General features: G+C 52.0%; 13 protein-coding genes. 8 read left to right on the top strand and 5 right to left on the bottom strand.

All coding sequences use genetic code 11. The features are described 5' to 3' along the window. Positions 1 to 2 precede the first annotated feature (2 nt). A complete protein-coding gene (locus AN477_RS06135; RefSeq protein WP_054968289.1) occupies positions 3 to 1,997 on the bottom strand; it encodes a GTP-binding protein in 1,995 nt (664 codons plus the stop codon). Positions 1,998 to 2,178: 181 nt separating this feature from the next. On the opposite strand from AN477_RS06135, the gene AN477_RS06130 reads away from it, so the two are divergent. After that, complete coding sequence (locus tag AN477_RS06130; protein WP_054968288.1) at positions 2,179 to 3,228, top strand: XdhC family protein; 1,050 nt, start codon at positions 2,179 to 2,181, stop codon at positions 3,226 to 3,228. An 80-nt stretch (positions 3,229 to 3,308) separates the two neighbouring features. Here AN477_RS06130 and AN477_RS06125 read toward each other — a convergent pair whose 3' ends face one another. Continuing rightward, positions 3,309 to 3,617, bottom strand: a complete 309-nt coding sequence (locus AN477_RS06125) for a hypothetical protein (protein WP_054968287.1) — start codon at positions 3,615 to 3,617, stop codon at positions 3,309 to 3,311. A 103-nt stretch (positions 3,618 to 3,720) separates the two neighbouring features. Here AN477_RS06125 and AN477_RS06120 point away from each other — a divergent pair, with 103 nt between their 5' ends. The 3 genes from AN477_RS06120 (at position 3,721) to AN477_RS06110 (ending at position 6,858) form a co-directional block, all read left to right on the top strand. Further along, a complete protein-coding gene (locus tag AN477_RS06120; protein WP_425388133.1) occupies positions 3,721 to 5,037 on the top strand; it encodes an Nramp family divalent metal transporter in 1,317 nt (438 codons plus the stop codon). A 74-nt stretch (positions 5,038 to 5,111) separates the two neighbouring features. Next, positions 5,112 to 5,969 (top strand): ATP-binding cassette domain-containing protein, encoded by an 858-nt coding sequence (locus tag AN477_RS06115; RefSeq protein WP_169787850.1) that lies wholly within the window; start codon positions 5,112 to 5,114, stop codon positions 5,967 to 5,969. Between the two features lie 73 nt (positions 5,970 to 6,042). Next, positions 6,043 to 6,858, top strand: coding sequence for an ABC transporter permease (locus AN477_RS06110; RefSeq protein WP_245631736.1), 816 nt, complete (start codon positions 6,043 to 6,045; stop codon positions 6,856 to 6,858). Between the two features lie 74 nt (positions 6,859 to 6,932). On the opposite strand, the gene AN477_RS06105 is transcribed toward AN477_RS06110, so the two are convergent. Further along, complete coding sequence (locus AN477_RS06105) at positions 6,933 to 7,976, bottom strand: ThiF family adenylyltransferase (RefSeq protein WP_054968284.1); 1,044 nt, start codon at positions 7,974 to 7,976, stop codon at positions 6,933 to 6,935. 88 nt (positions 7,977 to 8,064) lie between these two features. On the opposite strand from AN477_RS06105, the gene AN477_RS06100 reads away from it, so the two are divergent. The 3 genes from AN477_RS06100 to AN477_RS06090 all read left to right on the top strand — a co-directional run bounded on the left by AN477_RS06100 (position 8,065) and on the right by AN477_RS06090 (position 10,951). Then, on the top strand, positions 8,065 to 8,925 hold the full coding sequence (locus tag AN477_RS06100) for an alpha/beta hydrolase family protein (RefSeq protein ID WP_054968283.1): 861 nt from the start codon (positions 8,065 to 8,067) through the stop codon (positions 8,923 to 8,925). Positions 8,926 to 9,127: 202 nt separating this feature from the next. Further along, positions 9,128 to 10,429, top strand: coding sequence for a PQQ-dependent sugar dehydrogenase (locus AN477_RS06095; protein WP_054968282.1), 1,302 nt, complete (start codon positions 9,128 to 9,130; stop codon positions 10,427 to 10,429). Between the two features lie 168 nt (positions 10,430 to 10,597). Continuing rightward, positions 10,598 to 10,951 (top strand): hypothetical protein, encoded by a 354-nt coding sequence (locus tag AN477_RS06090; RefSeq protein WP_054968281.1) that lies wholly within the window; start codon positions 10,598 to 10,600, stop codon positions 10,949 to 10,951. Positions 10,952 to 11,095: 144 nt separating this feature from the next. Here AN477_RS06090 and AN477_RS06085 read toward each other — a convergent pair whose 3' ends face one another. Together AN477_RS06085 and AN477_RS06080 are read right to left on the bottom strand one after the other, a co-directional pair. After that, positions 11,096 to 12,994, bottom strand: coding sequence for an ABC transporter ATP-binding protein (locus AN477_RS06085; protein WP_054968280.1), 1,899 nt, complete (start codon positions 12,992 to 12,994; stop codon positions 11,096 to 11,098). Between the two features lie 117 nt (positions 12,995 to 13,111). Further along, positions 13,112 to 14,839, bottom strand: coding sequence for an ABC transporter ATP-binding protein (locus AN477_RS06080; protein ID WP_054968279.1), 1,728 nt, complete (start codon positions 14,837 to 14,839; stop codon positions 13,112 to 13,114). A gap of 655 nt (positions 14,840 to 15,494) precedes the next feature. Between AN477_RS06080 and AN477_RS06075 the strand changes: the two genes are divergently transcribed. Next, entirely contained in the window at positions 15,495 to 17,618 is a 2,124-nt protein-coding gene (locus AN477_RS06075; RefSeq protein WP_054968278.1) for a sensor domain-containing protein, read from the top strand. The last annotated feature ends 42 nt before the right edge of the window (positions 17,619 to 17,660 follow it).

Here is a 17,660-nt window from a genome sequence, read left to right as displayed (position 1 = left end):
GCTTACGAGTTTCCGAGGGCGTTTCTCGCCCAGAGAATGTATTTTGCTGTGTCAAGAGGATTTACCCCGCGGCGCTTGCGCTCTGCATAGACATCAGGCGGGGCTTCACGGTACTCCAGAAACCGAGTTGTAAAGACCCCTCTCCCGCCTGTCAACATGGCGAGTTTTACGGGGTACTCGAGTGACGTCGCAAGTGGAATGGTGCCTTCAACACTAAACCTTCCTCGACTCGTGAAGGGATTCTGAAAATCACCGCGCATCACTGACAGGTCGTTGAGTACCCGCCCACTGAACCCTTCAGGGACTGACAGCTTAAATTCCAGAATCGGCTCGAGGAGTTGTGATCCTGCATTTTGCAGTCCATCCATAATCCCCATTGGCGTTGCAACAACGAAGTCGAGCGGATGAGTGTGCCACACGTGATGCTGACCTTCGACAAGGGTAATACGCAGGTCTGTTACTTCCCATCCAAACAATCCTTGCTCCAATGCTTCTGGCACACGTCGCTCAACCTCATTCTGATAGCGTTGCAACAGGTCATCTGTTCGCACGTGGGCCTGGTACAGAACGCCGCTCCCTCGAGGAAGCGGCTCAATCATGAATCGTAAAACAGCCCAGCACGGTTTGGGCATAGTGTAGGCTACAAAGCCCTCTGCACTTTGCTTTGGCGTCTCCTTGTAGATGACTGATGGCTCTGTGAACGAAACCCGAAGCCCAAATCGATCCAAAATCATCTCTTGTAAGACTTCGAGTTGAATGGTGCCCATCGCCTTGATGTGGACTTCCCGTTCTTCCTGCATCCACTCTGCGGATAACGAAGGGTCTTCGAGGTTCAATTCCATCAGAGCCTCAACGAGCTGCATATAGTCATCGTCTCGCTCTGGCAGGACCTGTACTGTCAGCAGAGGCACTGACAGAGACTTTGCATTGCGGATGAATTCGGGTCCTGGGTCCCCGAACACGTCTCCAATTTGAGCTTGACTGAGTCCATAGAGCGCACCGACATCCCCCGCACCAAGCCATCCGACATCGTGATATGTCGACACATCAATTTGTCGAATCTGATTCACCTTTTCTACAACAGATCTCGTTTGGTTGACAACGCTGTCTCTGTTTTTCATCTGGCCGGAAAAAAGACGAACATACGTGACCCTTCCCTGCGACGGATGTCGTTCGACTTTAAAAACAACACCAGACATCGGGTCGTTGATTTCCCCTCTTGGTCTTGGCAGGTAGTCCACAACAGCATCCATCAGTTCTGCAACCCCGATGCCTTTCAGGGATGCGCCAAAAAGCACAGGGAATGCCAGACGGAGTCTAACCTGTTTTTTGAGTGCTGACATCAGAGTTTGCACATCTGGTCTCTGTCCTTCGACATAGGCTTCAAAGAGGGCCTCGTCGTTTTCTGCCAACACCGTATGGAGTTCCTCAAGAAGCTCCGGATGAGAGGTTGCAAACACACTAGCTACAGCAGAAAACGGAGGACCGTCTGCGTCGACTTGTTGAATCGGAACGATGGAAGGACTCAGAATAGATTTCAGCTGATGGATGACATCCTGGAGCTCCGTCCCCACCCTGTCCACTTTATTCACGTAAATGAGAGTAGGAATGTTCAATTCAGAGAGTGCATGCCACAAGGTCTCTGTATAACCCTGAACACCCTCTGCCGCAGATACCACGAGAATGGCACCGTCGAGAACCCGTAAAGACCGTTCAACCTCAGCAGAAAAATCGATATGACCAGGCGTGTCAATCAGGTTCACTGTGCAGCCGTTCCATTCGTATCGAGTCACTGCTGCACGCACTGAAATTCCACGTTGTCGTTCTACTTCGAGCCAGTCTGTATGCGATGTTCCTTCGTCTACACGTCCCAGAATTTTGAGTCGTCCGCTTCGAAAGAGCATCTGTTCTGTCGTCGTTGTCTTGCCTGCATCGACATGCGCAACGATGCCGATATTACGAAACTCCGTCTCAAGCCTTGGTAAAGACTCTGTCATCTGAATAGCTTCCTTCTTTGCGTAAAAGGTTCTCTCATCTTAACATTTCACCAGATTCTCCGCCTGTACATTGAAGAGGCTTAGCCTCTATACTGATTATTGTAAATATTAGTTGGAACGATATCATTCTCAGTCGTTCTCTGCTGCTGCCTGTGAACGAAGACATAAGGAGCTGACATAGATGTCTCGCATTGATGAAGCACGGAAAGTTTTTGCACGGATTGAGCAGGCCTGGAATGACTCCGAGCAAGCGGCAATGCTCACCATCACACAGGTCAAGGGTTCGGCCTATCGTTTGCCTGGTGCCAAAATGATGATGACAAACGCAGGTAAGATGCTAGGGACCTTGAGCGGCGGATGTCTGGAATCTGACCTTTACGGTTGGGCTGAAAAAGCACTGGAAGACGGCCAACCACGGCTCGTCAACTATGACTTAAGTGAAAATGAGTTGTGGTCACTCGGAATTGGCTGCAAAGGAACGCTCGAGGTTCTCATCCAACCTATCCAGGCGGCCGATCCGTTCTGGTCGGCTGTCCGCACTGCCATTGCAAAAGATACTGCCGTGTCACTCGCGATTGAACTGCCGAACGGGGCCCGGGTCCTGTTTGATGGGAACTCTCCGATTGCCGGGGAGGGAAGTGACCTTCCCGCCGAAGTCGTACGGCAGTTGGTTGACCGCGTCAACAGTCGAACACGCGCTGAAGTGGTTCATGTGGACGGTCGGCGATTCTATGTGGACACGATGCGCCCAAACGAACATCTGATTCTCTGTGGTGCGGGTCATGATGCTGTACCTGTCGCTGTGCTTGCTGAAAAGTGCGGTTTTCGTGTCACTGTGCTTGACCCGCGGAAAGACTTTAACCAGTCCGGTCGGTTTCCAACTGCAGAGCATTTGATAGTGGAGCCGTCCGAGGCAAACCCAGATGAACTCGGTGGAAACTGGTGGCTGATTATGAACCACCTGCAAACCAGAGACGAGGCAGCCCTCAATCTTGCGCTTCAATCTGACGCCAAATTCATTGGCGTGCTCGGACCCCTGTCACGAACCAATGAGATGCTCGAAAATATCGGCAAACAAATCGGCAGCGGGCCGATTCACGCACCCATCGGATTGGACGTCGGGGCTGAAACCATTGATGAGGTTGCCGTATCCATTGTGTCTGAGCTGCTTGCAGAGCGGTCAGCCCGCCTTGCCAAGCCGCTTCACGGGCGCGATAAAATTCACGGCTAGATGAGACTTGGTTCGGGCTGGTACGCTGGACAGTGCACATGTCACAGGCAAGATTAATCAGACTCGCTGGACACGCCAGACTACTGTTCCGTGTTATCGAAGTCTCTAGCCGCTTCGGCCAAAATGGCGTCGAGTTCAGTCTCAAACGGGATCTGCAGTGGTTCCGGCAGTGCGTTGAACAGCGGCGCAAAATTGGGATCGAGCCTGGCCTCGTCCGCATCAGCCGGCTTTTTGGGCAAAGTGCGGACGAAGTCGGCAACGTGATCGACAAAGGCATAAAACATCATCTGAAAACGGTCCGCATCATCAGCCGCATCATCCATCTCACTCGTTTTCATGCGTTTCCACAGTTCTAATACCTCCTGCAATACCTCGTTCACCTGATTCATGACTGCCCCTCCATTTGTTGCAGTGTGGTTTTCTGTGGCACAAAAGTTTCCTGTGGCTAATAAGATGGCGTGTATGCAACATCTGCTCACAAAATTGCCACGGGTGGTGGAAGAAATGGGAGTTTCGGAGACATCGATGCCAACAAGCAAGACCGAGTTGGCCGCACGAAGCGCGCTGCTCAAGCAAAAAAGAGGCTTGTTGGCAATGCTTCCGTTTATCGGTCCTGCGTTCGTGGCCGCAGTTGCCTACATCGATCCAGGTAATTACGCAACCAATATCCAAAGCGGCTCAGAGTTTGGATATAAGCTGTTGTGGGTTGTCGTTGTCGCCAACCTGATGGCTATGCTGATTCAAAGTATGTCAGCAAAGCTCGGCATTGCAACGGGGCGTAATCTGCCGGAACTTTGTCGGGAGCACTTCCCTCGCGCCATTTCTATCACCTTATGGGTGTTCTCAGAAATCGCCGCGATGGGGACCGATCTCGCTGAATTCCTCGGCGCCACACTTGGACTCAACCTGTTGTTTCACATTCCGATGCTGGTGGGCGCCATCATCACAGGCATCGCGACCTATGTCATTTTAATGCTCGATCGATTCGGGTTCCGTCCCCTGGAAAAGTTCATTATCGCCCTGGTCTTACTCATTGGCATCTGCTACCTGGCCGAAACAGTGCTCTCACGACCTGCCTTTGGTCAAGTGGTGTACCACAGCTTTGTGCCTTGGCTCGGGAATAGCGATGCCGTACTCCTGGCTGTGGGTGTGATTGGCGCAACGGTGATGCCGCACGTGGTCTACCTGCATTCTGGGCTGACACAGAAACGGATCGTGCCGAAGAACGAGCAAGAAAAGAAGCTCATCAACCGATTTAGTATCAAAGAGGTCATTATTGCGATGACACTGGCGGGTCTCATCAATCTCTCCATGATGTATATGGCTGCTTCTGTCTTCCATGCGACTGGGCACGTGAATGTGGCTGATATCTCAACAGCGTATCAGACCCTGACACCGCTCTTGGGTCCGGCAGCTGCTGCTGTGTTCCTTGTCTCGCTGCTCGCATCCGGATTCTCCAGCTCCGCCGTGGGTACGATGGCAGGCCAAGTCATCATGCAAGGGTTTGTCGGATTTACGATTCCGGTGTGGGTACGGCGTGTTGTCACCATGCTGCCGACCATCATCATTGTTGCACTCAATGTCAATCCAACAAGCACTCTTGTCATCAGTCAAGTGATATTAAGCTTAGTGTTGCCAATGCCTGTCGTCACCCTCATCTACTTTACACGACGCAAGGACATTATGGGCTCACTCGTAAACCGCAAGATCACAACCTTTGCCGCAAGCTTCTGCGCAGCACTTATTGTGATTCTGAACCTGCTCCTGATTTACCTGGTTCTTGGCGGCGGTGTTCCTTTCCTAAACTGACAAGTAGGTCCTCAACTGACAAGTAGATCCTCAACTGACAAACAAGATAAACCTGCTTGTGCTGGCCGCGGAGAGTGCACAATGACTCTCCGTTTTGGTGTGTGCAGGGGATAATCTACGGTTTCCTCGGTCCGAACGGTGCTGGAAAAAGCACGTTGATTCAGATACTGACGACGCTGATGCTGCCGACGGAAGGGCACGTTCACGTGGCAGGGTATGACGTTGTCCACCACCCCAACCAAGTGAGGAGCAACATTGGGGTGGCATTGCAAGACACCGGGGTCGATCCGATGTTGACGGGACGCGAGCTCTTGCAAATCCAAGGGCGTTTGTTCAACCTCTCTCGCCCAGAGGCAAAGTCGAGGGCCACTTCGTTACTGAGTCAGTTTGGACTCGAGGAGGCTGCCGACAAGCGGATTCGAACCTACTCTGGAGGCATGCGCCGTCGCCTGGACCTTGCCCTCGCACTGGTGCACCAACCTCCGATTCTGTTTTTGGATGAGCCAACGACGGGACTCGCCCCGGTGAACCGCACAGCGCTCTGGAAACTGCTGCAAGCGGTTCAGAAACAGACGGGTGTCACGGTCTTCTTAACTACACAGTATCTTGAAGAAGCAGACGCGCTCTGTGACAACATCGGGATCATCCATCAGGGACAGATGATTGCCGAAGACTCACCGCAAACCTTGAAACGACGGCTGGAGCGGGATGTCATTGAACTCGAGCCTGCACACACCTCGGACTTGAATCCATTGCTTCAGCGGATTGGGTCGACATATGAAGCAGCCCAGGACAGGAATGTTATTCGAGTCTTCACACCCCACGGAGCAAGCGCCATCGGTCAGGTCCTTGCCGATGTCAGTGCCATCGGGGTCGAGTTGGCAGGACTCAAGGTTGCCCCGCCCACCATTGACATGTGTTTCTTGAGCTAACGGGTCATTTGGTTGAGGAAACGGGTCTCTCAAAAGATGCCCCGCCAACCACTTACAAAGGAGCGAATGGTGCATGAGCGTAAGCATGCCTTCGTTGGAACGAGAGCAAATTCGTGCTCATTTTTGGCGCGACCTGATGGTCCTCACCAACCGATCGATCCAGGTAACCCTGCGCGTACCCTGGGCCATTATTCCGAACCTCGCCATCAGCCTGTTCTTTTTGTTTGTGTACCAAGGTGGACTCAGCGGCATCGCAAAAATGCCCGGGTTTTCAGGCACTCATTACCTCAATTTTATCCTGCCAGTCGCGGTCGTCTCCGGTGCCGTCGGTGGAGCGGGGAGTGCAGGACAGGCGTTAATCAGAGACTTAGACAATCGCTACTTCACGAAACTTCGTATCACACCGGTCTCTCGTACCGCTCTGGTACTCGCACCCATGATTGCCGGCATGCTGCAGTTGGTTGTGCAGACTGCGTTAATTCCCGTGGTGGCGCTGTTGATGGGGCTCAAAACACCGACTGGCGCGGCGGGACTGCTTGTCATCATCTTGCTGGCAGCCGGCTGGGGGTTAGCGTTTGCGGGGTACGCCGTAGCAACAGCCTTGCGCTCAGGAAACGGGCAGGCTGCACAAGCAGCAACCTTTATCTTCTTCCCCTTGCTGTTTTTAAGTGACACCTTCGTCCCCCTGAACCTGATTGGCGCCAAATGGATGAGGATTGCTGCGCACATCAATCCAACTACCTACGTGTTTGACGCCATGCGCTCCGTGTTGGTTCGAGGTTGGCAAGGCAGGCCGCTCCTCTGGGGAGCGCTCGCCATTGTGATTCTATGTGCAGTCACCCTGTCATTTGCGGTCTACACAGCAACCAAAACATTACGCCGGTCATGACACCCTCCTCGGCCTCTGCAAGCCTATGTTTGGGTCGGCAGAGACCTGAAAAATACCGAGAACACAGGATAGATTTACATGCCGATATACCTGGCATAGAGGCTTCGTGCAAGCGTCTCATCTTCAATGCCGTGAATCAGGGCTCTGCCATCTGCAAACAAGGTGATGTGAACATCGCCAAAGTCACATCGAAGCAGATGGGGGTTGTGGCGAACAGTCCCAAACACGGAGAGCCTCTGTGCCATGTCAGCTAAGGGGACCGTAAGTCCGGATGGCGGACGCACTTGAATGGTCTGCCGACCGCACATGGAAACCGTTAACCCGTCTCTTTGGGCAGACAAAGATTCAAACCTTCTCTCCTGGCAACAAGGACAGTTCTCCTTGGGGCGGCCCAACGTGACGGACCGATATTCATTTTGCCAAACATCCAGGTGAGTCAAGGTATTGGACAGTGCATCAACGTTGCCCGTTAAGTACTTGAGGACCTCTGCCACCTGCATGGAGCCAATCATGGATACGACAGGTGCAATGACGCCAACCGTGTCACAGGTATCGTGTCCTCCGGTACCTTGATTTGCGCCAAACAGGCAAACCAGGCACGGTGTCTCACTCGGTCGAAAAAAAGCCGTGGTACCGTACGAACTCACTGCCCCCCCGTACGACCAAGGGATCCCGTGCTTCACGGCAACGTCATTGATGAGATAGCGCACTTGAAAGTTGTCCGTTCCATCCACGATGACATCCACATCCGCCAACAGGGATTCCGCGTTGCGCCACGTCAGGTCCGTAACCGCCACTTCAATGACGACATCTCGATTGGCTTGCTCCAGTTTTTCGGCTGCTGCAGCTGCTTTGGCACGTCCTTGTTCCGCATCTGCTTCATCGTACAGTGACTGCCGTTGCAGATTGGATGGCTCGATAATATCCCTGTCAATCAACCGTACAAAGCCAACCCCCGCCCGCACCAGCTGCGGCGCAATCACCGTACCAAGTGCTCCCATACCGACAATCGCAACACGGGACTGGTTGAGTTTCGCTTGTCCTTCCGGCCCAATCGGACGGAATAAAACTTGTCGGGAGTATCTCTCGTCTCGCGTGGCAATCGCCTCCGATAACATGTTATATCTGTTTTATAAACCTTGTTCCACCTGCAGTCTACCTGCATGGGAGTTGAGTGAACAGGATTCGCGAGATGAGGTGCAGTGTATGAACGAAATTCGCATTCCCTACGGTTCACAGCCGTCTCAGTTTGGTGAGTTACGCATCCCTTCTGGCCCAGGACCGCACCCGGTCGTCATCGTCATTCACGGCGGATTTTGGTACGATCGATACGGTCTGGATTTGATGCACGCTGTCAGCGACGTCTTGACTGCCCGCGGCTACGCCACGTGGAACATCGAGTATCGACGAGTTGGCGAGGACGGCGGCGGATGGCCCGAGACCCTCATCGACGTTGGAAACGCCGCGGACCACCTGAAAGTTCTGGCGCAAAAGTACGAACTCGACTTGAGTCGAGTTGTCACAATGGGACACTCCGCAGGTGGGCACCTAGCCCTTTGGTCTGCCGCACGACACAAATCAGCGGCTTTTTTGGAACAACATGCGGGAGTCTCTCAGATGGGTTCGCCTGAAACGGACACCTCGCCAGAATCTCCGCTTCGCATTCACGGTGCCATCAGTCTCGCTGGCGTCAACGACTTGAGACTCATGTGGGAAATCAGGCAAGAACAGAGTCCTGTTGTCGACTTTCTCGGCGGTATACCGTCCGTATTTCCCAACCGCTACGCTGCGGCGTCACCAATGGAACTCTTGCCGCTCGGACTTCCGCAGGTACTTGTACACGGGACGGATGACGACCGAGTGCCCCTTCAGATTAGTGAACACTATTATAACGCTGCCATGGAGATGGGTGACCCAGTAACCATGATTGAGCTTCCAGGAGTTGAACACTTCAAACTCATCCAGCCAACCTCTGAGGCGTGGCCGCCGATTGTCACCGCCCTGGATGAGTTGTTTGCTGCCATAGAGAGCAATCCATCTTCAGCCTTAAACAGAAGTGAATCTTAAACCTGCTATGTACGGCTGAAAGGCAGACCATACGATATGGTCTGCCTTTCTTGTATGGTTTCTCTCATTTCTCGGGAAATATCGACTGAATGTGACAAACAATTCAACCAATAAAGTGACCGGCTCAAGACGAGAGCGGTTTGAATGTCGATTCCGGAGTCGCAATACACATAAACCATCTGATGACAGGAGATGGTGACGGGTGGTTGCGGAACGAAAGTTGAATCCAGAGGATATCATTTTACCCGCTGGGTACAAGATCGAGGTCTTTGCAAAAGGTCTGACGTGTCCCATCAACCTCATTTTTACGCCTCATGAAGATGTGCTTGTGGCTGATGCCGGCGTAAGTGACGGCAATGGCAAGGTGCTGAAACAAACAGGGGATGGTTTCGAAACGATTGCGGACGGGTTTCATCCTCCGCTGACCGGAATCAATTTCCACGAAGGTCGTATCTACGTCTCACACCGCGGCGCTGTCACTGTGATTGAACCAAACGGCGAGAAGCAAGACATCCTGACCGGTTTACCAAGTCTCGGAGACCACCATAACAATCAAGTTATCTTCAGTTCGGATGGAAAGATGTACTTTGGCCAAGGAAATGCAACCAATTCCGGCATTGTTGGGGAAGACAACGATTGGGTACGACAACACCCTTTCTTCCACGACTACCCGGGCCGCTCTATTCGACTTACGGGTCAAAACTTCACAACAAAGGACAGTCGAGTTCCAACGGCCGGCCGTGCAGAAGCAAAAACAGGTGCGTATTCTCCGTTTGGTGTTCCATCAAAGGTTCGAGAAAAGGTGAAAGGCATCACGGCTGCTAGCGGGAGTATCCTTCGCGCTAACCCGGATGGTTCAGAACTCGAGCTCGTTGCCTGGGGCCTGCGCAATCCATTCCGCTTAAAGTTTGACAGGCAAGGTCGACTCTATGCGACCAACCATGGAATGGATGAGAGAGGCAGCCGCCCCGTTTCAAACTCTCCCGATGAGTTACAGCTCATCCAATTCGGGGCTTGGTACGGATTTCCGGATTACACAGGTGGTCTTCCTGTTACACTGCCTCAGTTTAAACCGAAGAAACAACCGCAGCCATCTTTTCTCCTTGCCAAACACCCTATGATACCCCCTGCTCCCATCACGGTCTTTCCACCTCACTCAGCAGCAATGGGCTTTGATTTTAACTACAATGGTAATTTTGCTCCGATCGGGGATGCATACGTCGCAGAGTACGGTCCTGGCAGACCGGGAAAGAAACCCGTTCAAAACCTTGGTCACTGCGTCTCTCGACTTGATATCGGAACCGGTCGACGAAAGACATTTGCAAAGAATCGCTCAGGCTACTCGGCCACCTACAGCGGCGAAGGGGGCTTTGTGCGCCCCGTTGATGTGATCTTTGGACCGGATGGAGCCATGTACGTGGTTGACATGGGCATTAACAGGGATGGTGAAGGTTTTGTCCCCGGCACCGGTGTCATCTGGTGTATTCGCAGGACCGCTTCGTAGAGGGGTCCGTAACACAGAATCGCTTTTCACCTCCGAACTTGTTTCAAATCTTGGTTACACCGCCTAAGCCATGCTTCAGAGCACCAAAATAACGGGCATCTGTCCGCGTCAGCGACACGGCGACTAGCGTAGGCTATACCAAAATGGGCAAAAAGGAGGGGCTGGCAGATGTACCGTTCGATGCGGAAACACGCCGAGTCTCTGATTGGTAAGTCTGTGGTCGCTTATCATGTGGAAGGGATTATGTATCATGGAGTACTGCATTCAGTGACCCACGAAGGGATCTATATCGTCAACTGCGGTGTTCTCAACCCAATATCCGCAAACTCGGATTCGCCGGATGTCGACCACGCTCTCGGCGATACGAATCAACCGGATGCCGTAGAGGTATTTGCACCGTTCTTCTTCTTTCCCTTTGGTGTTTTAACAGGTCTCGCTGCCGCAAATCTGGCAAGACCTCCGTATTATGGGTATGGACCCGGTTACTACGGATACGGACCTGGTTACGGTCCGTATTGGTAAAAACAAGATCGTCGGGCTAGTGTGGCTTGGCGAAACATGCTGCTCTGTACAAAAAATGAGACATAGCGGCTTTCACACCCGCTGTGTCTCATTTCTGTAACGTTACAACGAAGGAGCTCCGTTCACGTCTATGTCTTGTTTTCCTTAACTGACATACTCCGCCTCGGGCTCTTCTGTATCATCCGCCGAGTCACACGCTGCTCTGTACTGTTTAAGACTTCCAGTGTCTTCTTCCCCTCGCCACAACATCTGCATCTCTGCATTTGTTTCCAACAGATCTGTCAACGTTCCTGCTCCGTCGATGCGGCCGTCCTTCATTACAATCACGTAGTCTGCGCGCCAAAGAGCAGCCCGACGATGCGAAACTGCGATACATGTTGCTTCTTGATGCAATCTCTCCCACAGTTCCTTCTCAGTCTCTACGTCAAGTGCACTCGACAAATCATCAAAAATCAGAAGGTCTGACTGGGTCATCATCATGCGGGCCGTAGCCGCGCGTTGAATCTGTCCCCCCGATAGCATGACCCCCCGCGGCCCAACAAAGGTGTCGAGGCCGTGTTCGAGTTCCTCCAGGTCTCGCTCCATCACAGCTGAGTGAATGGCGTGCTGAAGTTGAACCTTTGTCCCATGTCGGCCTTGCGTGATGTTTTCCCGCAGCGGATCGCTGAAGAGACGCGGTACCTGCGGAGTGTATGCCGCTCGCGGAGGGATGAGAAACTCCGCCAGATCTGAAACTACGCGGCCATTCCAAGCAATCGTACCCTCTTGCTTAGGAAGCAGACCGAGCAACGTCCTGATGAGTGTTGATTTGCCCGATCCGATGCGCCCTGTAATCACCAGAAACTGGCCACGATGGAGGGTAAATTCTACGTCAAAGACGCCGTTTTCAGATTGCGGGTAGCGGTAGGCAAGCCCGGTCACTTGAAGACACTGCAGGCGCTTGACACCGCCATCGTAAAAGTGACCATCGGGATGTTGGTCCTGGCCATGAAGGTCAGTCTCATGAGTGTCGCGACGTACGGCAGTATCAATCTCCCCTGCTTGAGGAGGCTCACCGTACAGATAAATTCCACTGTGGTCGCCGATTTTCGCCTCTTCTCCAGGGCGAAACAGGATTCGCATTCGATCGAGGGAGACCCGCAGACGTTGATGCTGAAAGATCATATATCCGAACAGCGAAACACTGTACGCAAAGTTACCGAGCAGGAACGTAAACAAGGCAAAGTCCCCTACAGTAAAATGTCCTGCTCTCATCTGTGCTGCGCACATCAACAAGATGACTCCCGTAGAGATGTTCAACACATGCTGGTTCATCGACTGCATCCACTGCTTGAACAGGTTGTCTTTCAGCGCAGCTTGTCGACGTTGTTCGTTCAGTTGAGTAAACTTTTGGACGACATTGTCTTCAGCGCGCCCCAACTTCAATGCCTGCACAGAAGAGTAAATCTCGGCAATAAAGCTGGTAATGCGCCCAGTTGCTTCTCTGCTTAATTGACTGTAACGGCGTGCGCGGTTTCCGGACAGGTTATTCAGCACCGTAACCACCATCAGCGGCATGATTGCCACCACAGTGACAGGCCAACTCACACGTGCCATGATGACCAGTGAGACAACAGCAAACACCAATCTCCCCCAAAAGTCCGTCCATGACTCGACGTATTCTATGACTTCGTCCACGTCTCCCCGAAAGCGACTCATCGCCTCGCCTGAAGTGGCTGGAAGATTGCGGCCTGGCCAGCGCATGATGCCTTTCAGCATGTTTAAGCGCAGGACAGCTTGCAGGTGATAGGTCAGTGTAATCCACTCAAAAAAGGCCCCAAAGAACGCACCAACGCGCACAAATCGAATCAGTGACACAATTAAGAGCGGAACCGCAAGCCACCACAGGCTGTGAGAGTCACCCGTTACGCGATTGAAAAACCACTGCATGCCGAGAGCTACCAGGACCGGCACGGAATGAAATATGGTCCATAAAAAGGCGTTTATCAAGTAGAGCGTCAGTCGGAAGGAAAGCATTCTCAAAAGCAGTCTCCCAACAGTCATTTGTCTTCCTCCTATCCGAGACAGCCGGTGATTCACGACTGCCGTGTTTTACTTCTTGGAACAACCGGGCACCTTGTCGAAAGGCACTGTACGACTTGGCGAGAGAAACTGCATCCATCATGCGAGTTCCTCCTGCCTGTCTGTCCTCAGTAAACCTGCGAAATGCGACGATTCATCGGCTGCGAGAGCTACTCTGTCGCCGAATTCGAGGATTTTCCCGTGGCGTAAGACCATGATTTTATCGACCTTATCCAGCGTCGACAGCCGGTGAGCAATGACAATCCCAGTCGAGTGTGCCAGAAGTTCATCGACGGCTCGCTGCAGCGTTGCCTCTGTTGCTGGATCGAGCCGAGAAGATGGTTCGTCGAGAATGACCAGACTGGGTTTCGTCAGAAAGACGCGCGTCAGTGCAAACAACTGCGCCTCCCCCGCGGACAGCGACGCGCCGCCAGCCGACAGGTGCGTACCGAGTCCCTGTGGCATCGCGTCAATCCACGACCTCAGACCCAACCGCTCCGTCATTTCGAGGATCTCTGAATCGGTAACCCGCCCGTCAAAAAGGGTGAGGTTATCCCTCAGCGTCCCATCGAAAAGCTGAACGTCCTGCGTAACCATCCCCACACGCCGGTATAACGCCTCTAACTTGAGCGTTTTGATATCGACCCCGCCCACGCGGATTTCACCGCTCTCAACGTTATACAAACGGAGCAACAGCCGACTGATGCTCGACTTTCCGCTGCCTGTTCGCCCAACGATGCCCAGCCGTTCACCCGCCCCCAATCGGAAGTGGATATCATGCAAGACGCGTTCGTCAGCGTGATAACTGAAGTTCACATGGTCAAATTCGACATCAAGCGGCCCATCCGGCAAGGTGTGCTCTACCCCGTCCACGATGCTGCTCTCCTGTGCGAGCAACTCCGACGAGCGACGCATCCCGGACTTCGCCTTTTGAAACTCTTGCATTTGGTTGCCGAGTTGTTCAATCGGATCGTTTAACATTTGTGTGTATTGGTAGAACAAATAGAGCGTTCCAAGCGTCGCGTGCCCTGTTAAGTACAAGTGCACCCCAAGGAGAAGCACAAGGCTCATCGCAATCGTGTACAAGATGACCGTCGCGTTCCAGGGAATCACACGAAGCATCCAGGCTCGGCGTCCAGTTTGAAAAACGGCCCGCATGGCTTTATGGAACCGGTAAATCACATAGGGCACGTTGCCGTTCGCCTGTACGTCTTCGATACCGGCGATTCGCTCTTCAATCAATCCGAACAGAGAGGCACTCGCTTGTCGTTCCATTTGCGACGAGGCGACGCCGAGATCACGGATCCACATCATGACGCCGATTGACAGCAGAGTGAATACCGTCATCACGGTGGCTATCAGCCAGTCGTGAAAGAACATCACGACAAGGATCCCGGCGAGCAACACAAAACTGCCAAACACTTCAGTGATGAACATGGCGAAGAAATTGGACATGTTTGTTACATCACCGTCGATCCGTTCAATCAGTTCGCCAGGGCTCTTGTGGTTGTGAAACCCCATATCGAGCCTGAGTGTGTGTTTCACCAGGTCTTCCCGCAAACGGTTTGTCGCACGCCAGGCGACATCGTTTCCGAGGTAACTGACAAGAACGGTAAACAGTTGATTCAAGACTGCAATTGCGAGATAAAGACCTGCCAACCAAATGAGACTTGTCAGTGGACCGTGACCGGAAGCTGTATCAATAAAGTGCTGCACAATTTGCGGGTTAATCAACTGCAACCCAGTCGTGACCAAGAGGAGCACTAAGAGTGCTGCCATTCGCCCCCGAACTGGCCTTAAATAACGCATCAGTGAAGTCATGGACATAAAGTTTAAACCCCCTTCCCATCAAAAAAAGCCCTGGACCGAAGTCCACGGCTTGCACTTGTTCAGTCGGTTTTTAGAGACCTGGAGCCGGGCAGCGCACAAGGCGGACGTCACGCCTTCTGCGCACCTTTGCAGACAAACAAAAAACTCCAGGCTCACCGCCTGAAGCATCTGTGCACCTTTATGGTCGCACCATACACATCGAGGTTAGCCGTTTTGATCCAAACCTATGCAGTTCGCTGGGGCAACTCGGTTTAGGCCTGGCATCAAGAACAACTCCCTTCAATCACAGTATATGGTGAAACATGGTGACTATACCACGATATTGTTTGAACTGTCAAACCTGTTTATTTTATTTCGAAGAAAAAGTCAAGTTACTCTCTCAGAGAAAACAGCCGCACGACTCCATGACATGGAACACCTTTGTCCATCAGGGCATACCTTTGGACGCTTCATTTCGTTCACCCAAGTAGTGATATTGTCGAATATTGAGTGCCCATGATAGGATGGACCCATTAGTAACTATGAAACGTTCAGTGGGTAGCCACCCTAAGATGAGTCAAGCTTCCGTAAATCATTTTTGTTTCCCAATTGAGCAGAGTTCAGCTGATTGAAAAATTGTATATGTATCTTACCTGGTAAGGGGCTTACGGCAATGGACGAATCCTGCAGACTAAACTTCTCCCTCCCCGTCGGTCATCCTGAATTTTCCCCAAATGACCACGATGTCGTCCGATTCCAATTCGAAACCCTCATCAACATGATGTCGGATATCGTAATCTTCAAAGACGCTTGTGGTCGATGGGTTGAGGCGAATGATTACGCAATTCAGGTATTTCGTCTTGATGATATGCCAGGTAGTTATATCGGCAAAACCGATACAGAAATCGCAAGACATAGTACTGTGCTTGCCTTTTTTCTAAAGGGTTGTCAAATGCCGGATGAACAGGTCTGGACTGCTGGAACAACAATATCGAGTGTAGAGACAATGGAGTTCAGAGATGGCAGAGTGAACACGTATTCAATCACAAAAGTACCGACGTTTCAATCCGATGGCAGCCGTAAACAGCTGATCCTCTTCGGACGGGACATCACAGGAGAGGTAGAAAAGAGTAAGCAGTTGTCGTACAGTGAACAGACCTTTCGGTCACTCTTTGAGCATCACCCTGACCCAGCCTTTATCCTCAGCCCATCGGGTCACTACATCATGGAAAACGATGCAACCAAAAGGTATGTGGACACGCTTATCGGCTACTCCTACCAGGATATTGTCGCCAAGGAAAGCTTCGCTGAGGCTGTTGCAAACTTTGAAGCGACGCTCCGAGGTGAAACCCGTGTGTTCCAAGTCGACATACGAGATCAGCAGCGCCAAACACGTCAATTGATTATCACAAATGTCCCTATCATTGTCTCCGGGCAGGTCGTCGGGGTGTTTGGAATTGCAAAAGACGTTACCGAATCGATTGCAGCCCAAAATGAAATCTACCAGCTCGCATTTGTGGATCACTTAACCGGGCTTCCAAATCGACGCGCGTTTGAATCACAGCTTGATGTCTGCCTCAAAGATGCTGAAACAACCGATATAGCAACCATCCTTATGGAAATCGATTTAGATGGGTTCAAACACATCAACGATACATTCGGGCACTTGGTGGGAGACCAACTGCTTGTCTCGATCGCTCGCAGGATTGAAAAATGCCTGAACCACAACGCGTTTTTGGCACGAATCGGCGGCGATGAATTTTTGGTACTTGTCTCTCACACTACTATCGATGACTCAACGCATATTGCCGATTCCATCCTCACAGCCATTCGGAACCCCGTCGTGGTTGAAGAAAATACATTCTATGTGACAGCCAGTATTGGCATCAGTTGCTCTCCAATCGACGACGAGCAAGGTGTCAACTTGGTCAAAACGACGGATATCGCATTGTACCGTGCCAAGGAGAATGGTAAAGACCAGTGGCAATGTTATGACCCAACAATGGCTAGTGAATCGTACAGAAGATTTATATTGAAGAACGACTTACAGAGGGGTATCGCACGCGGGGAATTAACGCTGTACTATCAACCCAAAATAGCTCCGGAAACTGAACAAATCGTCGGGGCCGAAGCTCTGGTACGGTGGCAGCACCCGGATTTCGGTATTGTGGAACCGGGTTACTTTATCCCAATGGCTGAAGAGAGCGGGTTGATAACACAACTGGGAAACTGGGTCATTCGGGAAGTTACACAGCAAATCCAGCGATGGTCGGCATTGAATGTTTGCACCGTTCCTGTGTCCTTCAACGTTTCACCGAAGCAACTTGTTCAGTCCGAGTTTGTCCGCACAGTCGTGGCCTCTCTCGAAGCGGCTGGCATCGAAGGGGTGTGCATTGAACTAGAAATCACCGAAAGCGCCATGATCCACAACGACCACGTCGTGGATACCATCCGAATGTTGCAAAATCGAGGCATCAAAGTCTCCGTCGATGATTTTGGAACAGGGTACTCCTCCTTCGGGCAACTGCGTCGTCACAGATTTGACGCATTAAAAGTTGATAAGTCCTTCGTCGATTCCATCGCCTTTGACAAGAGTTCAGCCACCCTTGTCAAGGCCATGATTCAAATGGCTCACGACCTCGGTCTTCGAGTGATTGTGGAAGGTGTTGAAACCAGAGAGCAAGTGGAGATCCTGCGTGACTATGGCTGTGACGAGATTCAAGGCTATTACTACAGCAGACCTGTGCCACCCGAGGAATTCGAAACCTTGTTGCGACAAGGGGTCACCATGGCTTAGCACTGAACCCACCATGAAAGACACAAAAGCAGGGGACCTGTC

The organism is Paenalicyclobacillus ferrooxydans (genome assembly GCF_001399675.1).
GTDB lineage: Bacteria > Bacillota > Bacilli > Alicyclobacillales > Alicyclobacillaceae > Alicyclobacillus_B > Alicyclobacillus_B ferrooxydans.
This window is presented reverse-complemented; position numbering and strand designations above follow the sequence as displayed.

What these genes read in the sequence shown, in the direction of transcription:
- AN477_RS06135 (WP_054968289.1), bottom strand. Translation starts at nt 1,997, where the DNA reads ATGACAGAGTCTTTACCAAGGCTTGAGACGGAGTTTCGTAATATCGGC.
- AN477_RS06130 (WP_054968288.1), top strand. Translation starts at nt 2,179, where the DNA reads ATGTCTCGCATTGATGAAGCACGGAAAGTTTTTGCACGGATTGAGCAG.
- AN477_RS06125 (WP_054968287.1), bottom strand. Translation starts at nt 3,617, where the DNA reads ATGAATCAGGTGAACGAGGTATTGCAGGAGGTATTAGAACTGTGGAAA.
- AN477_RS06110 (WP_245631736.1), top strand. Translation starts at nt 6,043, where the DNA reads ATGAGCGTAAGCATGCCTTCGTTGGAACGAGAGCAAATTCGTGCTCAT.
- AN477_RS06105 (WP_054968284.1), bottom strand. Translation starts at nt 7,976, where the DNA reads ATGTTATCGGAGGCGATTGCCACGCGAGACGAGAGATACTCCCGACAA.
- AN477_RS06100 (WP_054968283.1), top strand. Translation starts at nt 8,065, where the DNA reads ATGAACGAAATTCGCATTCCCTACGGTTCACAGCCGTCTCAGTTTGGT.
- AN477_RS06090 (WP_054968281.1), top strand. Translation starts at nt 10,598, where the DNA reads ATGTACCGTTCGATGCGGAAACACGCCGAGTCTCTGATTGGTAAGTCT.
- AN477_RS06085 (WP_054968280.1), bottom strand. Translation starts at nt 12,994, where the DNA reads ATGACTGTTGGGAGACTGCTTTTGAGAATGCTTTCCTTCCGACTGACG.
- AN477_RS06080 (WP_054968279.1), bottom strand. Translation starts at nt 14,839, where the DNA reads ATGTCCATGACTTCACTGATGCGTTATTTAAGGCCAGTTCGGGGGCGA.
- AN477_RS06075 (WP_054968278.1), top strand. Translation starts at nt 15,495, where the DNA reads ATGGACGAATCCTGCAGACTAAACTTCTCCCTCCCCGTCGGTCATCCT.